Here is a 24,842-nt window from a genome sequence, read left to right on the forward strand (position 1 = left end):
GGATCAGTGGTCTAAGGCATAACGGTCACCCTCCTTCCTGTTATCTTAAATTTGACATTGCCTGTCAGCTCTAATATTCGCAGCGTCTGTGCAATACTGTTTGAGCGGGAGATAATGCCTCCGAATTTCAAATGCTCTATGTCGCCCTGGTACACCACGTCTACATCATACCATCGGGCCAGCCGGCGCATGATGCTTTTTAAATCCTCGTCCACAAACATAAAATAGCCGTTCTTCCAGGCCACCGCTTCTTCAACATCTACCGGCTGCACCGCGATGGCATTGCCACCATACCTGATAACAGCCTGCTGACCAGGCTCCAGAAGTTCCGGCCGGCTGGTTCCCTGCAGCCAAACCTTCACGGAACCTTCCAGCAGGGTAGTTTTCATAAAAGCTTCATCTGCATAGGAATTGATATTAAAGTGCGTGCCCAGCACCTCCACCACCTGCTCCCTGCTCGTTACCAAAAAAGGCATATTTTTATTTTTAACGACTTCAAAATAGGCCTCACCGGTTAACGCCACTTTCCGTTCTTTACCGTTAAACCGTGTCGGATAACGAAGCGAGGAACCGGCATTTAGCCATACTTTAGACCCATCCGGTAAAATCACCTGGTACTGGCCACCATTGGGAGTCTGAATAGTATTATAATAGGTCCGTGATTCAGCCACTCCTTCGCTGGCAGATGGCTCCGCTTTGGTATAAGTCAGCTGCCCGCCGGCTTCTTTTGTGATGCAGGTCCCCCCTTGCTGCGCCAGTTCTCCATTTGCGGCATTATCCAAAGCGATTTTTGAGCCGTCACTTAAAATCAGGATGGCCTTGTTTCCTCCGGCCTGAATATCTGTTTCGGCTATCGGCCTGGCTATATTTATTGCTGTTGCCTGCTCCCGGTGAAGATGATAATAGAAGAACAGAACTGATGTCAGCATTGCTACAAGTATAGAGGCTGCTATCGCCCAGCGAATGGGGAACATCTCATTTTTACCTTCGCGCTGTTTTATATCTTTTAAAATCCGGTTGTAAAGCTTTTTTTTAACTTCTTCTTCCTCTCCCATCTGCGCCGCGTCCCATTCTGATTCCTGCTTTTGCAGGGCATCATAATAGCGGAACATAGCTTCTTCTTCCGCAGCGCTTGCCTCACCCGCCAGGTATTTATGCATTAAGGTTAAAAACTCTTCCTTGTTCATTTAAGCTATTTATATGTATGTACCGTGGGAGTGAATGTACCCCCAAAGAGATGCAGAAAAAAATTTACATTCATTTAGCTGAGGTTACGCAGAGGAATGGGTTTCCTCTTTAAAGCACAGTATTCAGGGAGTTTCCCTGGAAGCTACGATGCAGGCACAAGTATAAAATATACCTGCTTCAGGTAAAGTATACCTGCTCCAAGGTGAAAACCTGAAGCGGGTAGAAACTCATGTTTTGATTATAAGCCCCTCCAAGAAGAGAAATTCCTTTGCGGGAAGTGAGGCAAATAGAAATAGGCTAATGCTGTTCGTTTACTTAGCAGATAAGCATACACAAGGGTAATGCCATATGCTTCGGTATGAGGAAGGGTAGACAGTATAAAGGGAAGCCGGGAAAGCCTATCAGCATCACCAGCCGGATAAAAAGACAGCAGTCCACAGGAGGAAGTGGCCCAGGGTTACCCGCAGACGACGCAAGGCGATGGTCAGTTGATTTTCGACAGTTTTAGAAGCTATGCCTAATTGCATGGCAATTTCCCTGGTCGTCAGATGCTCTTTGCGGCTCAGGAGATAGATTTGCCGGCACTTTCCCGGGAGTTCGGCAATGCCCTGCTCCAGCAAGCAGTTGATGTCCTTTTCGCATAGCGCGCTTTCTCCTTCGTTTTCAACAGAAAGCTTTCCAGCTTCGCTGAGAACGTGTTGCCGTGCTTTGCCGGAGCGAATTGCGTTTAACACCTGGTATCGGACAGCGCAATATAGAAAGGCATTGAGGGATTTAATTGCCAGGCTGCTTCTTTTCATCCACAAGCTCACCAGCACCTCCTGCACGATGTCTTCCGAGGCCTGCCGATCGCGGAGAATATTATAAGCCGAAAGGTAGAGCTTAGACCAATATTTATTGTAGACCTGTTCGAACGCAGCGCGGTCATCCGCTTGAATCAACTCAAGAAGCTTCTCATCGGGCCATAACTCCACGTCATTGGTATACATGCTGCAAGTTTATACTTTAAATATAATGAGATTCCAGGAGATAATGTATTCCGGAGCAAAAAATATTATGTCATACTTATAAAAAATTTCCAATGTATGCAGGCGGCCTGATGATGCTGGCCTTTTTGTTTAAGTAATCTCATCAGCACCGCAGCTACTACCTAAGTATAAACCCTTCAATGATGTATGCCCCGGCCTATAGTTGAGTTAAAGCCTGCTATTGTTCAAAACCAGCTATGCCAGGAGGATGCCATAGCACCATGCAAAGCCAAACGCCCGGTTAAAATTTCAACCGGGCGTTTGGCTTTAAAAATCTGCAAGGTTAACTAAAAGCCTGCAAGCTATTATTCATGCTGCGCCCACCAGAGCGGCGTTAGCACATTGTCTTCGCCACCCAGGAAGCCTACAGCCTGTCTATAGCCATTTGCGTTGGTATTCTGCAAACTCGACGGGTATTTTAGCCGCTGCGGGAAGAACTCTATTTGGCTGGTCATGTAGTTAGATTGCGTTAAGGCAGGCAAATCAACTATCGGGTTTTCAACAGCCGGGTTCTCAAAGAATGGCAAGCCAAGTCTTCTTTGGTCGTTCCAGGCTTCCAAAGGCAGCCACGGGGTTTGCGCTATAAATTTCTGGGTGATGATCTTGGTCAGATGATCATTCTTAACCGAACCGTTTTTATACAAATCATTGTCCGGGTAAAGAACAGTAGCCACGCCGTTTTCGCCGGTGTAACCGTTTTTATATTCCATGCTATAAGAGGCGGACGGCTCTACAGTATGATCCCAGCTGACGGATGTTCCGACCCTGTTATAATCCTGGGAGCTTAAATAAGATCCCAGCGGTACACCCCAATATTCGAAGCTTTTGGCGATGCCTGTTTCATAAGCCTCTTTTGCTGATATGGGCGTGCTCCAGCCGCGTTCGGCGGCTTCCGCCAGCAGGAAATAAGTTTCCCAGGGGGCAAAAAAGATGCGCTGGTTCTGGCTATCCCTAAACTCCTGGGACAGGCGCGGCACGGTTCCCTCAAAATAATAAACAACCTTGTTTTTGGCTCCTTTCGCGCCCCAATCGCCATTTATGCTTGGGTTCCAAGTATAGGCCGCGTCTATTTCTTTTACCACATTACCATTGTCATCCACTAAATCCCTCTTGGTGGTTTTCGCGCTGTTAGTCCAGGATGGGTAACTGCTAAAATCAGGATTAGAAAAATATCCCGGAATGATAAAAGTCTCATAAGCCCTAGGATCGATGGTGTAAGGCAGGCCATCAAACCAGTAGCCGGCAGAAGGGTCGTTTGTTTTGGTGGCAAAGTGGTTTTCATACTTTACCCCCATCCAGTTGGCCGGTTTGATATACGTGTGAAGAGCGGCCGGTAATTGCTCCTCGGATTTAATACCTCCCAGGCCAAAGTATATGTTAAAGAGCGTGGCAGATAAAAACTGCGGGTTCCACTCGCGGCTCATTACGCCGGTAAGCGCATCCCAGCCCGGCCTTTCCTGCACTTTGAATGTTTCATCCGCTGTCGTAATAAAATCATTGCTGGCAGCCGCATCTTCAAATTCCGCCTGTGCTTTAGCCGGGTCCACTTCGGATAAGCGCATGGCCAGGCGCATGCGCATAGAGTTGGCATACTTCTTCCATTTTGCATAGTCGTAGCCATAAGCCGGGTCCTGCTTACTCAGTCCATCCGGGTTCACAACAGAAACATCCAGTTTCGAACTTGCATCTTTCAGCTCATCCAATATAAAATAGTAGACCGTCTTCGTATCTGAGAAATCCGGATTCACGCCCTGAAAGGCATTTATGGGAATCGGGCCAAAGTTGTCCGACATCTCGCTCATCAGGTAAGCCCGCCAGATACGTGCCACCTGCAACAGGTTTTGGGTATAAGCTTTCTCTGTTCCCGCTTCTATTTGCCCATTGGCTAACTGCACGGCAGTGTTAGCTGCATTCAGCCAGCCGGATACCTGGTTGTAGTAGGCGGTTGTCCAGCCGTCGTTATAGTAACCGGACGACAGGCCTTCGTCCTCCTGCTGGTGCGCCGCCGTTTTCCAGTACAGCACAAACGATCGCTCGGCCACATCCGGGTTCATCTGGGCGCTTATGATTGAAGTATTAATAAAGTATTCAATCTGCGCCTGGTCGGCATTGGCAGCCAGCGGGTCGACATTCAGCTCGTCAAACTTCTCGCACGATGCCAGCAGCATGCCTGTTGCCAGCAGCATACATGATTTTCTAAATATATTTTTCATGAATATAAGCAATTTATAAAATTAGAAGCCTAATACAAGGTTAAACAAAAAGGCGCGCGTGGTTGGCGGGCTCGCATTCTCAAAGCCGGTTGCGTTGGTGCCTGTAGCGTAAACAGACTCCGGATCCAGCCCATGCAAGTGGCTCTGAATGAGCCATACGTTGGTACAGGTTACTCCTACGCTTACTCTTTGCAAAGGCGTTTTGGCCAGCAGGCTGGTAGGCAAGCCGTAGCTTAGCTGCACGTTTCTTAAACGCACGTTCGAGGCGTCGTACAGGTTGGCCTCTGTGATACCCAGGTTGCCTACGCCTGCCACAGCGTTCCAGTACAATTGCGGTGTTACTGCTGTTGTGTTCTCCACATACCCTTCGCCATCAGGGTCCTGCACCACACCCTCCACCAGGATGTCCTCTCGCGCACCGTTCACCACGGTAACGGCAGCAGTGCCGTTCGCCTGCATGTCGGCCAGCGTGGCGGAGAAGATTTTGCCTCCGAAGCGGGCATCCACTAAAAAGGACAGGTTCAGCCCTTTGTAGGCGAAGGTGTTGGTTACGCCGAGCAGCGCATCAGCCTGCTGGTCGCCTAGTTTCACATTCTGCTCGCCCCGTTGTGGCAACCCGTTTTCGTCCAGCAGCAGCTGCCCGTTAAACGGACTATCAGCATCATCCACCCGCAAAAATTTGCTGCCGTAGATCTCGCCGTAATAGCCGCCTGCCTCTCCAAGAACTTGAACATCATCAAAGCCTCCCAGCGGATAGACATTTACCTCCGGCGTCAGGGATTCTATGGTATTGTTGTTTCTGGAGAAGTTGGCCATGATGTTCCAGCTAAGGCCCATAGGGTTTTCCAGAATGGCACCATCAACCCTTGCCTCAATACCTTTATTTTGGATGTTACCCGCGTTTATGATTCTGGTATTGTAGCCGCTCAACGGGTCCATTGGAAGAAATATCAGCTGATTGGTGGCATTTGACTTGTACACAGCCACATCAAAGCCGATACGGTTTTGAAGAAAGCGCATTTCAAGGCCCGCCTCATACGACTTAATCAACTCGCTTTGGATAGTCGGGTCAAACAAAGTGCCATTTCTGCTGGCTGTGGTGTTGCCGTTCGGGTCTTTGCCAATCGTATAGATATTATACAGCTTGTACGGAGCAAGGTCGTTGCCTACCACGGCATAGGAGGCCCTCAGTTTGCCGAAGCTGATCCAGGCAGGCAGCGGGTTGCCCATCGTTTCCAACATATCGGTGAAAACATAGGATGCACTAACTGAAGGATAGAAGAAAGAACGGTTCTCTTTGCTCAGCGCCGAGGACCAGTCATTCCGGCCTGTAACATCCAGGAACAGGTAGCCGTCCCAGTTAAGCTGCGCCGAGCCATAGATCGAGTTAATCTTTTTCTGCCAGAAACCCTGTCCGACTGTCGGGTTGGAAACGCCATTGTTCAAGGAGAATAGATCCGGGACCACCAAGCCGCCTGAGCTGCTGTAAATTTCGCTAAACTGCTGTGACATCAGGTTGCTGCCCAGGATAACCATGCCGCCCAGTTTGCCAAACACATTGTCCTGCTTGGCTGTAAGCAATGCACTGTAGTTAGTTTCGGTGAAGTTTTGCTTGCCCAGGCTATACCTGCCATTGGCTACAATCGGGCTGCCCGCGTATACTTTGGCTTCGGAGTTGGTGTAATACTTGTCTGCGCCAGCTTTGATCTCAGCAGTCAGCCAGTTGGTAAAGTCATACTTGAGCGAACCGTTCATGATATACCGGTCCCGGATGTCCTCATTAAGGTTATACTTGCTGTTCCAGTAGGGGTTTATCTGGTTGCCGCCGCCGTACCATATCATGTTTCCCTCCTCATTTACAGGTGGGTTAAATTGGCGGATATCCAGCGAGCGCGGCAGCATGTACAGAGTGCCATACGAGTTGCTGGTGTTAGAGCCGCCAATAGGCCGGTTCTCAGCATTTGACCTGCTGTACTGTATTTTGGTGTCGATGGTCCACCTGTCTTCTTTCCCGAAGTCGGTTATCGCCCGCGCCATCAGGTTTGTTCTGGTCAGTTTGGTACCCGGAATTATACTTTGATCATCCAGACGACTGTAAGAAGTATAAAGCGCGGTGGATTTGTACTGCTGCTGCAACGACACACTCTGGTTAGACCGGATGCCGCGCTGGAAATAGTTCTCTATGTTGTCATACGTCTGTAATGGCACGTTTTCGCCGTTCCAATTTTCCACTGCCTGGCCTTCCGCCTTGGGGCCCCAGCTCAGGTTAGAGCGGTTGTCATAAATGCCGTTGCTTCCCTGCCCGAATGAATCCTGTAGCTCGGGGTGTGTAAATATACTTTCGATGCCAACCGTAGAAGAAATGGTGATGCCCAGGCCCTTTTGGGGTATGCCTGATTTGGTAGTGATCAGGATTGCTCCGTTACCGGCCCTGGAGCCGTACAGTGCCGCCGCCGCCGGCCCCTTCAGCACCGATATGCTGGCAATGTCTTCTGCATTGATGTCTGAAAGGCCGTTGCCCATATCTAAGGACGGGTTCCAGTAGTCGTTGTTTATGGCCCCTGTAGCATTGCTGATTGGGATGCCGTCCACCACAATAAGCGGCTGATTGTCTCCGGTTAAAGAGTTATTGCCCCTTAAAATAATTTTAGAAGACCCTGCCGGGCCGTTACTGGAGCGAATTACCTGCAGGCCGGCTACTTTACCTGAGAGCGCGTTAACCACGTTAGGTTCCCTGGCTTCTACCAGCGTTTCGCCTTCTACTTCCTGCATGGCATAGCCCAGAGATTTCTTTTCCCGCTCAATACCCAACGCGGTTACAACCACCTCACCGAGTTCGCTGGAGTTGCTTTCCAGTACCACATTGATCGTGTTGCTTTCGCCAACAGGAATTTCTTTGGTTTTGTACCCAAGAGAACTGAAAACAAGCACCGCTCCTTCGCCGTTCACTGCTACGTTGAAGGTTCCATTATCATCTGTCGTGGCCCCGGTGGTGGTTCCTTTCACCTGCACAGCTGCAAAGGAGATAGGGGCGCCCTTTTCATCTTTTACAGTGCCAGAAATAGTTCGCGTTTGCTGTGCAAATGCCAGGCTCACGAAAAAGCTCAGCACCATACAAAGCAGGAACCGCTTGGTAATAAAGTTTCTCATATAAATTAAATTAAGGGTTTAAGATATCAAGTAAATGGACATAAGTATAAAGCGGAACGTGCCGAGCACCAGGGACATCAGACACGAAAAATTTTAAGGGGAGAATTATGATTCTCAATGCATTACATATTGAATTTGATAAGAATCAAGGTATAAAATTGATTTGAGGCTATACTTAGCTACAGTTGATTAACCCAAGTAGTAATTCTTTATAATTAAGCCGATATAAAATTGCCTGCCAGCTTACCTTGCACCAGGCCAATCGCGTCGTAATGCTCCATCACCAATGCAGCAGCGCCAATCAACTCAGCATCATAACCAAGCGACGAGATTTCTATCGTTGTATTTTCAGCAATTTTAGGAATGCAGTGCTCATTAATAGCCTGCTGTATAGGTGCCAGCCACAGCCTGCCTGCTGCCGATCCTCTGCCACTCAGTACAATCAGTTCGGGGTTGAGCAAATGAATCAGTATAGCCACTCCCCGCCCGACATTGTAGGCTGCCTCAGAAAGCAACTCTACCGCAAACTTGTCTCCTTTTAAGGCAGCGCCCATAATAGCGTTAGCGGTTTCTTCTATGTGGTCCAGCGTCAAATTTTCCAGTACAGACAGCTTTCCCTGCTTCAGGCCCTGGATGGCTTTTTCAGCTACTACCAGCAGCGACGTTTCTGTTTCGAGGCAACCGCTTTTGCCGCAACTGCACATTTTATTGTTCATGAATACGGGGATGTGGCTAAACTCTCCCGAAAAACCATTATGCCCCCTGAACAATGTGCCATTCAGAATCATGCCCAGGCCAATACCCCAGCCGATACTCAGCACCATTACATTTTGCCTGTTGCGGGCTGCTCCCAGCTTCAGTTCAGCCAGCGCGACCAAACTGGAATCATTGTCGATCAGAACAGGCAAATCAATAGCCGCTTCGATGTAGCTGACAATGCTGCCCTGATCTGTTCTCAGAAAAGAATGATTAATCCCTTTCATCACATCTACAAATCCGGGCATGCCAATGCCAACTCCTATAATCTTGTTTCTGGGAATACCGGATTTGTTAATGTAATCAGCAATGTGAGACGTTAATTGCTGAAGGGCATCAGGGTTATTGGGTAAAGCCAGTTCAATCTTTTCAACCTCGCCCACATAATTATGCTGCATGTCGAGGAGAGCGATGCGGGTAATTAGCTGGTCCATCGCTACCGATACCACATACATAAGGTCGGGCTTCAGGGAATACATCTGCGGCCGCCTGCCACCCGTCGACAGCGCATATCCTTTTTCAATTACAGCCCCTCCGCTGATTAGTTCATTTACCATGCGGGTAGTAAGCGGCAGGCTCTTTTGGGTGAGCGTGCTCAAGTCTGCGCAGGAAAGCTCGCCCGAAAAGTATAAGTGCTTTATGACGTTTCTTTTGTAAATGCCCTGTTTGTCAGCCATACCTCGCAGATATTAACTTTCTTATTTTAGTTTGTAAAAAGTTAAACAAGGTATACAGGCTTTTTAAATAAACAAAAAACTTTATGTATTTTTTTAAAATGTTATTTTGACATATATTTTCAGATGGGCAATATAAAAGGCTGTGTAAGACTTAGCGGGTTTAAGTTTGGCAGAGTTTAGCATTTCTCTGGCTACAAGCTTTTGTCTGAATCAGGATTTACAGGAAGTATCATTGGCAGGAAGTATAGGCAGCGACAGAACTTATCAGGTAGTACATTATAAAAAGCCCCCTAATCTCTCCTTGAAGAAAGGAGCAGAATTTAATCAGTTTTATCGGTATTTTTACTAAAGCTTTTCCGACAAATTGTCTTGCCAGCTATATAAATGAAGGCTTGTAGAATTTACAGTATGCCTTATTAATAGCTGCCGCACGAGATTGCTAATCCGGCTTATACTTCTAAAAAGCTCCTTCTATACTTGTATTTCATCTTTCGAATGCTACTCTTTCAGGCGGATGCGTTTTTTGAATTTCTCTTCCCCGTTCACGAGTACTTTCAGGTAAAAACGGCCTTTCGGAAAGCGGCTCAGGTCGTACGTAAACACGCCTTCTTTCAGCTGCGGATAATGATGTTCCTCCACGAGCGTGTCTCCCGGGTCGGTAATAATTTGCACAACTACATCTTCCGGAAAATTGGCGTAATAATCGAAAGTCGTTTTGTCGTTGGTGCGCGTGGGGTATAGGCCGAAGGAAGTTTGTGCTGTAACAGGCGCTACCGGCTGGCCTACTTCAAAATCATAGTATACCGAAGAACCGAAATCTGATTCAAAATCTTTCAGCATCGCGCCTTCGCTGTTCAGCAGGCGCGCCTTGCCACGCCCGCCTCTGGGGTTAGCCCAGAACTCCAGCCCATTGCCTGCCGAATCCAGCAGTATAAACTGGTAATTTCCGTCGGGCAGTTGCAGCGTATCGCGGTAAACAGTATTGGCTTTCAGGGAGCCAAGCGCTCTTTCCTGTAGCACCTTTCCGGCGCTGTTAACCACCGCATAACTGTTTTGCCCAGGCTGGTTGTTGGTCATCAGGTAAACGATAATGCCGCCTCCGTGCTTCGGAACTGCTTCAAACCGACTGCTCATCTTATTGTCTGCCGGGTACTGATCTCGCTTTCCGTTTGGCTGCAACAACTCTGCTTCAAACGTATTCATGCCAGCCTTTCCGTTGATAACGCCGGGCAATGAAATAACAGCAGAAGCGCCGGGCGCCAAAGTACCTTTCCAGTTATACTTGCTTTTGGCGGCTTTACTTACGCCGTAGCGGATATTTATACTTCTGACAGGCGCCGAGCCCATATTCTTTATCACAATTTCGGGCTGCATGGCCGCCGGATTCTGCCGCTGGTAAACATCTACTACAGAAGGCCGGATGACTGCTTCCAGCGCCACATCGTTTTTTGCCGCCGCTTTTTTATACTGAATCAGGTAAGCCGTTATCACCTCGTCGGCGCTGGGATTGGCAGACACATAAGGCTGCATATTCAGGTTGATGCTGTGCTGCCCGCCCGCCTGCACGGGCAGGTTATAAATATCGGGCTGCATCAGGTTGCCGGGGCACCAGTTGGCGCGGTCGTATATCCAGGTGCCTGCCTGCGGGTACAGCGGATTGTCGCCGCATTGTTTCCAGATGGCCCTGGTGTCTATCAATTTCCCGTCGTACCAAAGTTCCCGGTACTTGTTGCAGAACTCGCCGCAGCCATCCGGCTCATCCATGCCGTGGCCGGTTTGCACCACGCGCAGCCGCGCAAAATCCGCCTGTTTACTGGCTGTAAAAGCAACCGGCTTCAGAGCGTTTTCGATGCTGTTGGTGCTGTCGCCGTAGCGGAAAGAGCCGTCGTATATTTTCTGAATGCTAATTGGTTCCCAGGCCGGTTTTCCTTTCACGATCTCAAAATCCAGCGTTATGCTCCAGCCTCGATCTTTATTGGGTTCATAGCCTGTGTGGTTGTACTCAATCTCTACGCTGTCGCGCAGCAGCATACTAAAGTCCGTTACATCCACGGCCCAGTTAAACTGCCAGTCTTTGCCGAAAGCGCCGCCGTAGGGTGTCAGCATCCGGCCGATCTCGTAATCCTGCGAAGCGCCTTTCACGCCACCCGTACGCCGGATGGTGATGCGGTCTTTGTAATCCCAGTCGGCGCAGCGCATACTATCCGGGCAGGCAAAACGCACGTTCAGTTTTATACTCCGGATTTCTTCTTTGGCAGACGGAAATTTACCCCAGGCGGTATAGGTGTTGGTGCCTGTGGAAGGGTTGGTAACCACCGTTATGCGGTTATGGGTTACCACATGTAGGGTATCGGAAGCGTATGTGGTGATAGATAAAAGTGCAAGTATAGCCACCAGGCAGGCGGCCGGAATTTTTCTGTAACAAGTATTTTTCATCATGAGCAAACGTGAGTGGTACATGCTGCTTGCCGTGACAGTGCGCCCGGCAGTGCTATTGCTTAGCAGCTTTGCTTATTTATATTGAAAAACATTGAACGGCCTGGAGGTGCCTGATACCCTAAGCACAACAATTCCATGTGCCGGAACATCAAAGCTGACTTCTTTTTTTGTCGAAGCTGCATAATCTTTCTTCTCCCACAAGTTGCGCATGGTATAGCCTTTCGCAGCATCTAACCCCAGGGAGTCAGGGTGAAAGGTTATAGCGGCTTCTTTACCTGATCTGTTGAGCAGGGCAATGCCCACCTGCCCACTCATCGTAGACTGGAGCGGCTTTGCCCATACTTCCAGATCGCCGTTGTCCACTAGGCGACGTGCCTGATAAACGAGCTTATCCTGGTTCAGCGCAATCAGTTCTTTGTTCGTCAGAATACTGATTGTTTCATCCGACATTTTCCGCAGGTCGTTTCCGGCCAGGAGCGGGGAGTTCAGCATACACCACATCGAAAAGTGTGTTTTGTCCTCTTCGTAGCTCATACCGCGCCCTACCTGCAGCATGTCCATATCATTTACATGCCCAGGCGAGGCGTGCTTCCAGAGGTCGGCGTTCAGGTCCACAATATGCATCACGGAGGCAAAGGTATTATTTATATCGCCGGAGATGCGCCAGGAGTCTGCCAGCGGCACCACCCACTCGCCCGGAAATTTCCAGCGGCAAACGTTGTACACCACGTCCGGGCGAATTTGCCGTATCAGGTTGCCGATCTGGGTATAACGCGCCTGCTCGTCCAGCCCGAGCCACTCGCCGCCGCACCAGTCCACTTTAATAAAATCGTAGTTCCACTCTTTTAACATTCGTTGCAGGTCCTGCGCATCATGCCCGTGCAGGCCCATCCCCACACCCACTGTATCTTTATCCCAATAAGAGGCACAGGTATTGATGCCGGCATCAGAATAAATCCCAGCTTTCAGCCCTTTGGAATGAATGTAATCGCTCACGGCCCTCATGCCGTTCGGAAACCGTTCAGGGTGAGCCAGCAAGTTGCCTTCGGCATCGCGGCCGCCGAAAAAGCCATCGTCGATGTTGATGTACGTATAGCCGGCATCCTGCATACCCGACGAAACCATAAAATCAGCCTGCGCCCTGATGATTTCCTCGCTGATGTTGGCATGAAAGTTATTCCAGCTCGACCAGCCCATGATTGGTATCCTGGGGCGATCTGTTACCTCCTCCGGATAACTTTCTGGTTGAACTGCGCCGGTTGACAAGATATTTTTTTGACTTTGGCAAAAAGTTAATCCAATAGCCAATAAAAAAAGAGAGGTCCTATACATCATGATGCTTCATCTTCTCTGCTGATAAAATAAAATTCCGCTTTGCCAATACTCTAAGTATAAACAGGAATTTATAAGTTATAGATCAATTTGATTTCCGGCCACACTTACCGGATTTTCGCTTAAAGTTGGTTCAGGGCGATTTTTGCTTTCTGCACCATGTCTGCTGCCGGTGTTTTTTCCAGGGCAGGTATTTCAAAAACTGACAGTATTTTGTCTAATTCATCCAGTTTCGCCTGATTGCCTTTCTGCCGGTACTCCTCGCGGAGCAGGCGTATTTTTTCAAAGTCCCGGATGCCTTCTTTCAATTTTTCAAAACGGATGGACGTCATCGGCCCGGGGTATACCTGGTAGGTATCGCCTGCGGGCCAGGTGCGGAAGCGGCTGTCCTGCAAAGGATTTTGCACCCAACTGTTGTAGGCCCAGCGCAGGTAACCGGTAAAACCCTGGGCTGCGGCATACCAGCCAATCCAGGCCTGTTCGGCAGGCGGCGAAAACGTAAATGCATTCGGGAAAGGGCTGGAGCAGCTGTTGTAAAAAGTACTCGGCTTGCCCTGCGCCTTGCGCCGCTGCAATACGTCCTCACTAAACTTCGATGCCAGGGCCACGCTGTAATCGAATATTTCCGGTTCTATTTCAGGATGGTAGTCGCCGGCCAGGGCAATTCTCCAATCCGGGTCCACCGATTTAAGCAGTTTAATAACCGCCTGCATGGCGGGCATAGGCCGTTCGTCCATCGCAATACTGGTGATGCTGAACCAGCCTTTTTCTTTGAGATGGCGGGCAAAATCTTTTAGCATGGCTGACCAGAAGGCATTGTATTCGGCAGATCCGGGTTTGGCAACCAACGCCGTATCTCTGCCCAGCGCCTCATCATAATATTGAAAGGAAAGTTTCCAGGGCACCATCGTGTAGCAGTTGATGCGGTCTTTGATACCGCAGCGCATCACAAACGATACATACTCATCAAAGCGGCTGTAATCATACTTCCAGGAACCATCTTTTTGCTTTATCCATTTAATAAGGCTCGGAAAATCGTCGTAAGTCTGGTGGTTCCAGGGCTCGTCGATGATGCTGGTGGTGATATTTTTTTGCCCGGCAGCTGCCAGCATTTCATAGTATGGCTTCATATACCGGTAATGTTCCGGGCTCCACAGCGCCACATCATGCACCCTCGCGATGGCGGCCGGATGCTGCCACAGGTCCAAATCAAATTCCCATTGGCTGGCAGGCGGCAACACGTGGTCAAGCACTTTAACTGACAACTGCAGGGTATAAGGCTTGCCTGCATGAACGGTTAGGGTGCCGTTATACTTGCCCGCAGGCGTGCCGGCCGGCACCTTTATGGTTAGCCATACCGGCTGCACCGTGTTTTTCGCTACCGCAGTAGCTGCCGCCAGCTCAATGGGGTCGGCTACATAAGACGAATCGAAGTCAGCCGGTTTGCGCTGGCCGCATCCTTCCCCAAACTCATCCGTGAGGACATAACGCACAAAACCGGCGGTGATATTTTCAGCGCTAATGCGTGCGCCTGCGCCATTCGTCAGATCACCGGCTTGTATGCGGAGTTGCGGGATATTTTTATCTGTCCAGACGAGCAATTGGGTTTGTACTTCTTCGCCTTTCCAGGCCACAGCATTCCATTTATCTTGCTGCGGCCCTTGCGGCACTTGATCTTGCGCAAACCGGATATTACTGCTGGCAAAACTCACTTGCACCGGGTTTTGCCATACAGTCCGGGCAACTGCCTGCTTGTCCGGTATAGGCTGTGTGCCTGCCTGTATGGGTAAGTAATTATTGAAAAGGAAGAGCATCAAAATGAGAAAATGCATCATGGGCGTTGCGTTAAATTAAAGTTTGTACGGCCGCTTCAAAGTACAAAGCATGGGATTTGGCTGGTGTCGCACCGAATTAAGGCCTCTTCAAAGAAACAAAATATATAGCTATTTTCTGCCTTCTACATCCATATATAACTACCTATACTTTAAAATATCACTCCCTGCTCCTCGCCGGCCACAGGCGTATGGCAGCCGCTTGTTAAGATTACTCCCACTTCACCACTTCAAAAACAATTTGCCTGTACCCGTCTTTCTCGTATAAAACCCCAATCTCTTTTTTCCCAATTTTACTATATCAGAATAAGCGGCATAGCTGTTTCCTTCATAGCCTGGCTTGCTTTTGGCAATTACGAAGCCCTTGTTCCAGTTTTCGCCTCCATCCATACTAATACGTAAGGTTAAATTATCTCTGCGACTGGTATCGGCGGCATTGCTGAAGGCAAGTATGGCTTTGCCTTTCTTTTCGCCTATTTTAAGGAGGCTTCCCTCGTTTACCGGATCGGGGAGTTGCTTATCAAAATAGGTCGTGGCCCAGGTAGCGCCGCCGTCGCTGCTGATGGCCACAATGCGGGCGCGCACATCGCCCTGCTGGTTGCGGGCATTCAACATGAGCTTTCCGTCGGTTAGCGGGGCGGCTGTCGCTTCGTTGCTCCCCGATTCGGGCACGGTTTCGCTTAACTTAAAGGTTTTGCCGTGGTCGTCGGTATAATAGCCGTGGGCGGAATAGTCTTTAGATGCTTCCTGCGGATCTCCCTCGGAGTGATTGGCTGCTACGTAAATCCGCCCTTTATACTTCCCGTCGGCAAACTGCATGGCATGGCCGGGCGTGTTGGCATAAGAGCGCCAGTCTTCTGTAAAAGTATAAGCCGGGTTGGCCTCGGGCTGGTTCGGGCGATGCACCTGCGTGGTAATGTTTACCGGCTCCGACCAGGTAGCGCCATTGTCAGTGGAGGTTTTATACCATACTTCCCGAAGGCCGTTTCCTTTGCGCACTTCGCCTTCGTGGTTATTGCCGGTGTTATAGAACAGGAAAATCCTCCCTTTCGGATAGGCGGGGTCGGTCAGGTCCACTACCGGGGCAGCATTGCCGGCCTGTAGCTTGTCATAATCCACCACTACCTGCAGTGCCGACCAGGTTTTGCCTTTGTCGGTGCTGCGCCTCATCACCATGTCTATGTCGCCGAAATCACCGCTGCCATGCACCCTTCCCTCCGCAAAAGCCAGCAAATCGCCGTTAGCCAAGCCAACAATGGCCGGTATGCGGTAGGATTGGTAGCCATCCTGGCCGGAGATAAAGACCGGAACATCGGTGGGCTGAGCGTACATCAATATGTAGTTCAGCAATAAGCAGCAGACAAGTATGATTCGTTTTATGGTAGTAAGTTTAAAGTTTATTTCTGAAAAGCCTCCAGTACCTGCCAGCAGTACCACTCCTGCCGCGGCAAATGGAAAGGCCCCTTAAACAGGTTGCCTTTGATGGTGGACGACAACCGGCCGTCGCGGTGCAGGTAGCCGAACCATTCGCCATTTTCTTTATCATGGAAATGCTGATAAGCATAGTCGTGTATCTGCTGGTGCCATCCGGCATACTTCTGATTGCCCGTCATCAGGTAAGCCAGCAGCGTGGCGATGATGGTTTCGTTTTGCGGCCACCAGAACTTCATATCATGCCAGTATTCCTGCACGGGCTTGCCATACATATCCCGGAAGTATAAAATGCCACCGTGTTCCTTGTCCCAGCCGCGCTCCCACATATAATCGAGCATCCGGCAGCCGAGGTTAATCAGGTGCGGGTCGTTGTTGCGGTGTTTTGCTTCATGCAGTATAAACCAGGCGCCTTCTATAGCATGGCCGGGGTTCAGGGTTCTCCCGTCGAAATGGTCGATAAGGCTGCCGTCGGGCGCTACCTGCTCCATCACGCAACGGATGTCATCCTTCACAAAATCCTGTTCTATTTCTGCTATCCACTTTGGTATCCATTCATCACAGCGTTCGTCGCCGATGGTGTCGCGCAGCTGCTGGGCGGTGTTGAGCATAATCATCGGGATGCTGATGCCTTTGGCCGGGCGCGTGCCTGTAAATTTGGGTTCGAGCAGGCCCGGCGTGGTGGCGTATTCGAGGCACTTGCCAAACAGGCGGCGGGCTTCGTCGGCCACTTCTTTATCGCCGCTGGCTTTGGCGTAGGCGGCAAAAGCAATCACGGCAAAGGTCTCGGAGAAGAAATAGCGCCGTTTGCGGAGCGGCTTTCCGCCGCGCGTCATGTGGAAAAACATGCGGCCATCTTCATCAAAACAATATCTTCGCAGGAAATCGATGCCTTTTTTAGCGCCTTCCAGCCATTCTGCCTTCTGCTCCACGGTATTATATAAAGTAGAAAGCAGCCAGGCAAAACGGCCCTGTATCCAGACCGCTTTGTCATCGTCCAGCAGGCTGCCGTCAGCGTCGCGCATCAGCAGGTAACCGCCGTATTCCTCGTCGATAGCGCGTGGAAACCAGAAAGGCAGTGTGTCCTCTAAAAGCTGTTTCTTGTAGAAGGTTTTGTATTGGTCTAAGGCAGAAGTATAAGTTGATGTCATATCGGGAGGTTGTCTTATTTTTTAACTGGAGATGTTTCTTAAAGTATGATGATTACTTGCTACCGAAGTATAAACCCGTCCTTTGCTGGTGCGAGCTTGCAGCTCGCACTTTTTCCTGTAGATGTAAAGATACGAGCTACATGCTCGCACCAGCGGGTAACGTCTGTTATTCAGTTGGAATTGAAAAACTCGAAAAAGTAGAAGCCGGTAAGCCGGCTTTGTTTACCATGTTAGCGGTTGTAAAAGGTTGCCAGCCGTAGCGCACATACTTGGGCTCCGGCACTTTGTCCGAAGAAACGATTACTTTACCGCCCCGGATTTGGGCCTTGGCCTTCCTGAAAATCAAATCGCTGCCCGCTACCTCAAAGCCGCGCAGGGCCTTGCCATCGCTGGTATGCAGCCCTTTGTCGAAAGCAAAAGTACAAATAGCCTGATTGCCCGAAAACTTTACATCCTGAAACAAAGGGCCGCTGTAAGGCACGCGCTTGTGGTAGGTTTTGGCCAGCGCCCAGGCCGCCAGCCGCTCGCCCACTTGTCTTTTCTGTGTTGGATGTACGTTGGTAGCATTTCCTACATCGCTGCTGACGGCCATACCTGTGTTGTCTGTCTGTGCAAGCATCCGGCGCTGGCTGTCTCGAAAATGAGGCCAGCTGGGGCGGTTTATACTTGATAATTGCACATAATAAAATGGAAAATCGTAGCCCCACTTTTCGCGCCAGCTGCTCACCAGTGTTTTGAACAGCGTTTCGTGCAGCTCAATATTGTGTGCGTTGCTTTCGCCCTGGTACCAGATAACGCCTTTAATGGGAAAATCCGTGAGCGGCGCGATGCCGGCTTCGTAGTTGTAAGCAGGTTGGTACGGATGGCGCTGCTTGGCAAAAGTTGCTTGTTCGAGGTTTTTGGCGGCCCGCTCCCGCACCCAGGGCATCAGGAAATCAGAAGTACGCCAGTTGTGCAGCATGTTTACCAGTTGCGGATGGTGCTCCAGGGTATAACGGTCAATCCACGACGCAGTGCCGGAACCGCCCACAGCCACTTCAATCAAGCCGATGGGTACGCCGAGTTCCTCCTGTAATCGCTTTCCGAAAAAATAGGCCACCGCCGAAAAGTCTTTCGCTGCCGCAGAATCGCTGCGCTGCCACGTGCCGGAAAAATAGTTGAGCTGGTTTACTTTTTTCAGGGTAACAGAATCCCAGGCAAAGTCGCCGGTTTCAGCCAGCGGTTTCATTTTTAATAAGCGGATAGAAGACGCCTGCTGTGCCGCTTGCATGTCGGCATCGGTATGCACGGCATCGCGCAACGGAAAAGCCATGTTCGATTGCCCGGAACACAGCCATACTTCCCCGACTAAAATATCATGGATGTTTATACTTGTATCCGCCGTAGCCACTTCCAGCTCGTAAGGTCCGCCGGCTTTCTGGGGCGGAAGTATGACTTTCCATTTCCCGTCGGTACCAGCCGTGGCCTTTTGCTTTTCCTCCCCAAATACCACCGTTACCTCATCCCCGGCATTGGCTATGCCCTGCACCGGAACAGGCATTTTTTGCTGCAACACCATGTGGTCGGCAAACACAGGAGCCAGTTGCAGGCCGCCATAATCGCCGGTGATGGCCGAATAAACCGTAGCGGCAAGTATGGCTGCGCCTTCTTTGGTCGGATGCAGCTCGTCCGGAAACAAATCGGGTCGGTGGTAGAGGGGCGTGTGTAAATCAATTAAGCCGGTATGTTTGCTTTGGGCGATGACAGGAAGGAGCGATTGTATTTGCCAGAACCAGTCCCGCGTGCCCGACTGAAAACGCGGATGCCCGGAGAAAATGGGCGTCAGGCGGCAGATGTAAACGCGGACGTCCGGATTAACAGCGCACAGCGTATCAATTAAGCGATAGTAGTCACCTACAAATTCATCGCGGTAGTTGGGCCAGTTCCGCGGGTCGGTGTCGTTCAGTCCCAGATGGATGATGGCAATATCAGGCTTATAAGCCATTGCATCTTTATATTGCTGCGACTGTACATAGGGCCGGTGCCCTTTTAGCAGCAGCGTTGCACCGCTCAGCCCGAAATTAGCGACTTCATACTTAGGGCCAAGCAGCTCCTGCAGTTGAGCCGGATAAGAAAACTGTTCCCGGTTCTCAATACCATAACCATAAGTAACAGAATTGCCGATGCAGGCCACTTTCAGTTGCTGCGCCAGGCAGGGTATAGCCAGGATGCACAGCAGGACAAGTATAAATAGTCTCCTCATGTTAAATAGGCAAAGGTTGAATGATGGAAAATGAGCATCTTATATTTTGACTTCCGTTTATACTTATACTTATTGCCGGCTTTTTGCCCCTTTTTGAAGGAGACAGGAGGATGATAAGCCTGCAGGAAGAACTTGTAATCTGCCATTTACGCTGCTCTACTTATTCCAAAATCTCGCTAACAGGCACCCGCACGAAGTATAAATCCTTGATGCCTTCGTACAGGATGCCGATGGTGTTGTCGTCAATTTTGGTGAGGGAAGAATAGCCGTAGCTGTTGCGCTCGTCTACCAGCGCCTGGTTGGCCGGTTTCCAGGTTTCGCCCAAATCAAGGCTGGCTTTTATGGTGATGTCGTGCCGCCCGTAGGATGCGTTGGCATTGCTGAAAAACAGCACTTCCTTGGGCACGCCATGCACGTTGACTTTTGCTTTTATCAGGCTGCCCATATTCACCGGGTCCGGCAGCGCGTTGTACGAGGTATGATGTTCTACCCAGTTTTTGCCCATGTCGCTGCTGGTGGCCACGCTGCGGAAACGGCCGCGGTTATCGCGCATGTTCAGCATCAGCGTACCGGGCGTGGTTTCTACTACCTGGCTTTCGGTGGTGTTCGGTTTGGGGCCTGCTATACTTCCGGTCCAGCTCTGCCCGTGGTCCTTGCTGTAAATAATGGTCGAGTACGGCATCGCGTTTTCATCCCAGTATTGCGCCGGAAAAACCAGCGTTCCGTCCTGCATCACCGTGCCGTTGCCCGGCCCTTGAAAGAAGAGGTTCCAGGCAGGATTTTTTACCTGCGGCGTGATGCTGTAAGGAGCCGACCAGGTAAGGCCGTCGTCGCTGCTGCTGGCCAGTACCAGTTGCCCGGTTTCGTCGGGCGAGAGGCCCGGTTTTGAACCCCGGATAGACCTGTCTCCTTTGCTCCACAGAGCCGCTACCCATAGTTTGTTTGTAGCGGGGTCGAAGAGGATGGCCGGGTCGCCGACGCCGTTGTTTTCGTGCGGCGCGCCCATGTCCATAATTACGCGCATGGGCTCCCAGGTATTGCCGCCGTCGGTGCTGCGGCTCATGCCCACGTCGATGTTGCCCGGCAGGTCGCCACTGTTGTTGTAGCGGATGTCGTACACGGCAATCAGCGTTCCTTTGTCTGTCGTTGCGATGCCCGGAATGCGATAGGTATCCACGCCATCGTCCCCGGCTTTGCGTACCGCCACGCCCATGCGTTTGGCATAGGCCGAACTATCTTCTGCCACCGGCCATACTTTGTTTTCAGCGTCCGTCAGTTGGGTAACATGCAGCTCAATTTTATCCTTGATGTCCGCTGTTTCTTTCAGGGTGGCGCTGAACCAGATATAATGCATCCCGGGGGCAAGCTGGATATTCACCGGAATATCAAACGATGTGGAAGACGGCCTTACGGATGCAAGCAGGTTATTGGTGGCAAACAGCGGTTCTGTATCGGTGAAGTATACGTCCAGCTTCTGTATGGCGCGTACGGCATCTTCATTCAGCGTAGCATGCAGGTTGCGGTACGTGATTCCGTCGTTTCCGGCGGGCACATACACCAGCACACGCAGCAGCGGGTTGGCGTTCATCCCTTTCAGCACGGGTACTGTCGGGGCGGTGGAAGACACTTTTATCTCCTGCTGCGGTTGTGCCGTGGTCGTGTATACTTGTTTGGCACAGCCGATGCTATTGATCAGAACCAGCAACATACAAAGCCACAGAACTCCTTTGCTCTTCATCATCATTATACTTGTAAACAGTTAAACCACTGATTTTTTTATTTTGCCCGCCCGTGAGCACACTAAACAGGTAGCCGAACACCACACAGGCCGCCAGCCCGGTAAAAGCATACATGAGCAGGTTGATATTAGTGTACTGGCTGATGTAAAACTGCACCAGCCCACTCAGAACGAGACCGATAATAGCGCCTTTGGCATTAGCCCTTTTGGTAAAAATACCCAGCACAAACAAGCCCCCCAGGCCGCCCGTGAACAACCCCAGGATGGTGTTAAACTGGTCCCAGAGCGAGGAAATGCCCCAGTGCGCCATCATCAAAGCCAGCGCCGTGCCGATAACGCCAATTGCGAGGGTGAAATACCTCGCCGTAGCCAGGTACTTTTTCTCTGACTTGGCTGTAGAGAACCGCCGGTAGAAATCCGTAATCAGGGCTGTGGTTACCGAGTTCATGCTGCTGCTCAGCGTGGACATGGCCGCAGCAAACACCGCCGCAATCAGCAGGCCCGTTACGCCCGGCGGCAGCTCCGTTACGATAAACCAAGGAAAAATCGCATCCTGGCTTTGCAGCTGGTAGTTTACTTTTTCGGGATGATCCTTGAAAAACAAGTATAACAGCGTGCCGATGGAGAAAAAAATCAGGGCCGAAGGCAAAGCCATCCAGGCGCCCAGGCGCATACTTTTCTTAGAAGCCTCCTCGTTGGGCGTGGTCAGGTACTTTTGCACAACAGACTGGTCTGCACCGTAGGTGATCACGTTGATGGCTAGGCCGCCCAGCAATACTACCCACAGCGTCGGCTCGCTAAAGTTGAAATTCATATTGAGAATGTTCAGTTTATCGTTCTGCTGAATCGTCTGCCAAATCTCGTCAGCGCCTGCATCCAGCTGAAACGGAATCATTATCAGGCACATCAGCGCACCGCCCAGAAGTATAACCACCTGCGCCACATCCGTCCATACCACCGCTTCAATGCCGCCTTTCATGGTATAAAAAATCGTGATAATGCCCATCAGCAAAATGCAGAGGTTCACGTTGATGCCGGTTACGAGCGTGAGCGCCAGGCTGGGCAGCAGCAGCACAATCGCCAGCCTGCCCAGTTGCAGCATGATGTATAAAAGCGAGGCAAAAGCGCGCGCCGCGTAGTTAAAGCGCTGCTCCAGGTACTCGTAAGCCGAAGTGATCTGCAGCTTGCGGTAAAAGGGGATAAAATAATTGGTGATGATCGGGATGACCATGATGATGGTGAGCTGCAGTATAAAATAGCTCCAGTCGGTGGCGTAGGTTTTGGCCGGAATCGCCATAAACGTGATGGCGCTCAGCTGCGTACCGTAAATGCTCAGCCCCGCGGCCCAACCCGGAATGCGCTGCCCGCCCCGGAAATAATCATCCGTTGTGCCCTGGTTCCTGGACGTCCACATGCCAATGCCAATCATCAGCAAAAGGTAAAGCCCGAGCACCGTATAATCCAGCCAGGAAAAGTACTGCTTGTGGCTTATACTTCCTTTCAGTATGGCCGGCGTGCGGACACCGGGTTTTACCTCGCCGGACGGGATCAGCACATCGTCGCCCCATTGCGCGGCAAAGGTGGTAACATGCGAGGCCGGAAGTGTGCCCCCCTTTGTCCAGGAATCGGTAACGGTATTGTAGAGGTAAATATCCTTGCTGAAGCCGGCATGATCGTTCAGCAGCTTCAACTTTTCGGCCTGCAGGCGTTGCTTTTCCGCTTCATCCGTTGCCCGGGCAATAGCGGCGTTGTGCTGCTCTATCTGCGTGAAAATATTGCCTTTGTCGCCGCCGAAGACCAGGATGTAACTGGCGCCACTTGCCACGCCGGTTGCCGCGGATAAGGTTGTTTCCTTTCCCTTGCCGTCGGCGATATTGCTAAGCTGCGTCCAGTCATTTTCCTTCGGATCGTAGCGGAACGTAGTGCCGTGCAGCTCGCTGATGCCGGATGATGTTTGTGTGCGGCCGCCAATAACGTACAGCGCCGGGTACTCGCCATTGGATTGCACCACGGCCACGGCATGCGACAAAGCCAACGGCAGGTCGGGCAGCTTTTTCCAGCCGGCAGCGGGCGCTGCAAGGTCGAGGCGAAAAAGCGTGTTAGTGGCTTTGCCCGTGGTTTCGCCACCGGCCACGTATACCTGCTGGCCGCTAACAGCCGCCGCCGCATTGGTGAGCGGCAAAGGCAAAGCAGGCAATTGCTTTACTGTTACATCCTTTTCAGCAGGGTGCCATTGCAGCAGGTATACTTTTGATTGAATTCCCTGATCATTTTCGCCACCAATCAGCAAAACGCCATTTGCTGTCGGAACGCTGGCGCTGTACGCCAACGGTTCGGGCAGCCGGAACGCTTTATCAAGCCATTCAAACTTACCATTTTCGTCTTTCAGCAACACGTAAATATCCTGCCAATACTTCTTCTGGCCTCCCTCCCACGGCTTGCCTGCCGGAAAGTTAGCGCCCCCGGCTATCAGCAGCGCATTGTTGTGCACGCCGCCTGCCGCACCGGCCAGGCCGTGCTGCGTGGTTTGCCCGGGCGCGGCGGGCAGGGTAGCCGCCACCGACCATTTCAGGCGGTTGGGTGCGTTTTGCTGTGCTTTCAAATGATATGCGCTTAAAAAAAGAAGTAGGATGAGGATATATTTCATGTGCCTGGGTTTAAGTATGAATCAGGTTCCCGCGCCGGGAGCAGAAGGCATTGAAATCCAGCGCCGCCACGTCTTCTGCAAACAGCCGGAACTGCTCCGCGCCCATATTCCGGACAGGCAGGCGGAACTCGCCGCAGTCCAGCCCGATTACTTTCATGTAAGCTTTGCCCGTTGCGATGCCGCCATACTTGCCCAACAGCCGGATCATGTCGATGGATTGCTGCTGCAACCGCCGGGCTTTCCCGTGATCGCCCTGGTTGTAGGCCTCGATGAGCGCAGTATATAGCGGAGCGGCATAATTATACGTGCTGCCCACGCCGCCTTTTGCCCCCAGCACCAGCGCCGACAGCAGATTCTCGTCCCGGCCCCACAGCATATCATACTTGCCGCTGCTAAACTGCAGACAAGACAAATAATCCATGAAATCCTCATGCGTATACTTGATACCGGCAAAATTCGGGATCAGCCCGTCAACTGCCTGCAGCAGGTCAAACATCTGGAAATTTACGCCGGTGAGCACCGGAATATGATAATAGTAAAATGGCAACTCCGGCGCCGCATCCGCCACTACTTTGCAGCACGCAGCCAGGGCTTGCACCGAGGCCGGCTTGAAGTAGAAAGGCGCTGTAAAGGCCGCGGCGTGCAAATTTATACTTTGCGCATGCCTGGCCAACGCCACTGCATCCTGCAAACAGGTGCCGCCCACCAGCGTAATTACCTTAAAGTCAGCATCTCCTTTGCTGGCTTCGGCCCATGCTTCGGCTACTCTTTTCTTCTCTTCCAGCGTCATCGAGACGCCTTCGCCGGTAGAGCCGCAGATAAAAGCACCCGTGTTGCCATTTGTTTTCAGCAGGTTGTAGTAGGCCGGAATGATGGCCAGGTTCAGGCTGCCGTCCGGGTGCATGGGGGTAAAAGGCGCTGCAATCAGCCCCTGTAAATGTTCTATGTTCATGTAATGTATAAAATTAATTCGCGTAAATAAAGTACAGAAAACGGGCGGCAAGTATAGCTTCCCGCT

The 24,842-nt window shown here is 50.9% G+C and carries 14 protein-coding genes; all 14 read right to left on the reverse strand.

Annotated features, from left to right (window positions below):
* Positions 1 to 11: 11 nt before the first annotated feature.
* The 14 genes from I2I11_RS05255 to I2I11_RS05320 all read right to left on the reverse strand — a co-directional run bounded on the left by I2I11_RS05255 (position 12) and on the right by I2I11_RS05320 (position 24,776).
* On the reverse strand, positions 12 to 1,187 hold the full coding sequence (locus tag I2I11_RS05255) for a FecR family protein (RefSeq protein WP_196266623.1): 1,176 nt from the start codon (positions 1,185 to 1,187) through the stop codon (positions 12 to 14).
* Between the two features lie 408 nt (positions 1,188 to 1,595).
* Positions 1,596 to 2,177 carry an RNA polymerase sigma-70 factor gene (locus I2I11_RS05260; protein ID WP_196266624.1) on the reverse strand — a complete coding sequence of 194 codons (582 nt, stop codon included), beginning with the start codon at positions 2,175 to 2,177 and terminating at the stop codon, positions 1,596 to 1,598.
* 344 nt (positions 2,178 to 2,521) lie between these two features.
* Positions 2,522 to 4,429 carry a SusD/RagB family nutrient-binding outer membrane lipoprotein gene (locus I2I11_RS05265; RefSeq protein WP_196266625.1) on the reverse strand — a complete coding sequence of 636 codons (1,908 nt, stop codon included), beginning with the start codon at positions 4,427 to 4,429 and terminating at the stop codon, positions 2,522 to 2,524.
* A 21-nt stretch (positions 4,430 to 4,450) separates the two neighbouring features.
* Positions 4,451 to 7,579 carry a SusC/RagA family TonB-linked outer membrane protein gene (locus I2I11_RS05270; protein WP_196266626.1) on the reverse strand — a complete coding sequence of 1,043 codons (3,129 nt, stop codon included), beginning with the start codon at positions 7,577 to 7,579 and terminating at the stop codon, positions 4,451 to 4,453.
* Positions 7,580 to 7,794: 215 nt separating this feature from the next.
* The gene (locus tag I2I11_RS05275) at positions 7,795 to 9,012 is read right to left on the reverse strand and encodes an ROK family protein (protein WP_196266627.1); all 1,218 of its coding nucleotides are present in this window, start codon (positions 9,010 to 9,012) and stop codon (positions 7,795 to 7,797) included.
* Between the two features lie 498 nt (positions 9,013 to 9,510).
* On the reverse strand, positions 9,511 to 11,451 hold the full coding sequence (locus tag I2I11_RS05280) for a peptide-N-glycosidase F-related protein (protein WP_230679907.1): 1,941 nt from the start codon (positions 11,449 to 11,451) through the stop codon (positions 9,511 to 9,513).
* Positions 11,452 to 11,523: 72 nt separating this feature from the next.
* Entirely contained in the window at positions 11,524 to 12,717 is a 1,194-nt protein-coding gene (locus I2I11_RS05285; protein ID WP_230679908.1) for a glycoside hydrolase family 27 protein, read from the reverse strand.
* A 188-nt stretch (positions 12,718 to 12,905) separates the two neighbouring features.
* Entirely contained in the window at positions 12,906 to 14,618 is a 1,713-nt protein-coding gene (locus I2I11_RS05290; RefSeq protein WP_230679909.1) for a DUF4091 domain-containing protein, read from the reverse strand.
* Between the two features lie 219 nt (positions 14,619 to 14,837).
* Complete coding sequence (locus tag I2I11_RS05295; protein WP_230679910.1) at positions 14,838 to 15,947, reverse strand: sialidase family protein; 1,110 nt, start codon at positions 15,945 to 15,947, stop codon at positions 14,838 to 14,840.
* Between the two features lie 65 nt (positions 15,948 to 16,012).
* On the reverse strand, positions 16,013 to 17,197 hold the full coding sequence (locus tag I2I11_RS05300) for an AGE family epimerase/isomerase (RefSeq protein ID WP_196266628.1): 1,185 nt from the start codon (positions 17,195 to 17,197) through the stop codon (positions 16,013 to 16,015).
* 166 nt (positions 17,198 to 17,363) lie between these two features.
* Positions 17,364 to 19,439, reverse strand: a complete 2,076-nt coding sequence (locus I2I11_RS05305; RefSeq protein ID WP_196266629.1) for a GDSL-type esterase/lipase family protein — start codon at positions 19,437 to 19,439, stop codon at positions 17,364 to 17,366.
* A gap of 160 nt (positions 19,440 to 19,599) precedes the next feature.
* Positions 19,600 to 21,147 (reverse strand): sialidase family protein, encoded by a 1,548-nt coding sequence (locus I2I11_RS05310; RefSeq protein WP_196266630.1) that lies wholly within the window; start codon positions 21,145 to 21,147, stop codon positions 19,600 to 19,602.
* Positions 21,125 to 23,824 carry a sodium:solute symporter family protein gene (locus I2I11_RS05315; RefSeq protein ID WP_196266631.1) on the reverse strand — a complete coding sequence of 900 codons (2,700 nt, stop codon included), beginning with the start codon at positions 23,822 to 23,824 and terminating at the stop codon, positions 21,125 to 21,127. The genes I2I11_RS05310 and I2I11_RS05315 overlap by 23 nt, the downstream gene beginning before the upstream one ends.
* Before the next feature lie 10 nt (positions 23,825 to 23,834).
* Entirely contained in the window at positions 23,835 to 24,776 is a 942-nt protein-coding gene (locus tag I2I11_RS05320) for a dihydrodipicolinate synthase family protein (RefSeq protein WP_196266632.1), read from the reverse strand.
* Positions 24,777 to 24,842: the final 66 nt, after the last annotated feature.

The organism is Pontibacter rufus (assembly GCF_015694705.1).
In the GTDB taxonomy this organism is placed as follows: domain Bacteria; phylum Bacteroidota; class Bacteroidia; order Cytophagales; family Hymenobacteraceae; genus Pontibacter; species Pontibacter rufus.

Bases quoted from the DNA above. Each gene is read 5' to 3' on its own strand.
- I2I11_RS05295 (WP_230679910.1), bottom strand. From the start codon at position 15,947: ATGTACGCTCAGCCCACCGATGTTCCGGTCTTTATCTCCGGCCAGGAT.
- I2I11_RS05305 (WP_196266629.1), bottom strand. From the start codon at position 19,439: ATGAGGAGACTATTTATACTTGTCCTGCTGTGCATCCTGGCTATACCC.
- I2I11_RS05270 (WP_196266626.1), bottom strand. From the start codon at position 7,579: ATGAGAAACTTTATTACCAAGCGGTTCCTGCTTTGTATGGTGCTGAGC.
- I2I11_RS05265 (WP_196266625.1), bottom strand. From the start codon at position 4,429: ATGAAAAATATATTTAGAAAATCATGTATGCTGCTGGCAACAGGCATG.
- I2I11_RS05255 (WP_196266623.1), bottom strand. From the start codon at position 1,187: ATGAACAAGGAAGAGTTTTTAACCTTAATGCATAAATACCTGGCGGGT.
- I2I11_RS05260 (WP_196266624.1), bottom strand. From the start codon at position 2,177: ATGTATACCAATGACGTGGAGTTATGGCCCGATGAGAAGCTTCTTGAG.
- I2I11_RS05310 (WP_196266630.1), bottom strand. From the start codon at position 21,147: ATGTTGCTGGTTCTGATCAATAGCATCGGCTGTGCCAAACAAGTATAC.
- I2I11_RS05300 (WP_196266628.1), bottom strand. From the start codon at position 17,197: ATGACATCAACTTATACTTCTGCCTTAGACCAATACAAAACCTTCTAC.
- I2I11_RS05280 (WP_230679907.1), bottom strand. From the start codon at position 11,451: ATGATGAAAAATACTTGTTACAGAAAAATTCCGGCCGCCTGCCTGGTG.
- I2I11_RS05315 (WP_196266631.1), bottom strand. From the start codon at position 23,824: ATGAAATATATCCTCATCCTACTTCTTTTTTTAAGCGCATATCATTTG.
- I2I11_RS05275 (WP_196266627.1), bottom strand. From the start codon at position 9,012: ATGGCTGACAAACAGGGCATTTACAAAAGAAACGTCATAAAGCACTTA.
- I2I11_RS05320 (WP_196266632.1), bottom strand. From the start codon at position 24,776: ATGAACATAGAACATTTACAGGGGCTGATTGCAGCGCCTTTTACCCCC.
- I2I11_RS05290 (WP_230679909.1), bottom strand. From the start codon at position 14,618: ATGATGCATTTTCTCATTTTGATGCTCTTCCTTTTCAATAATTACTTA.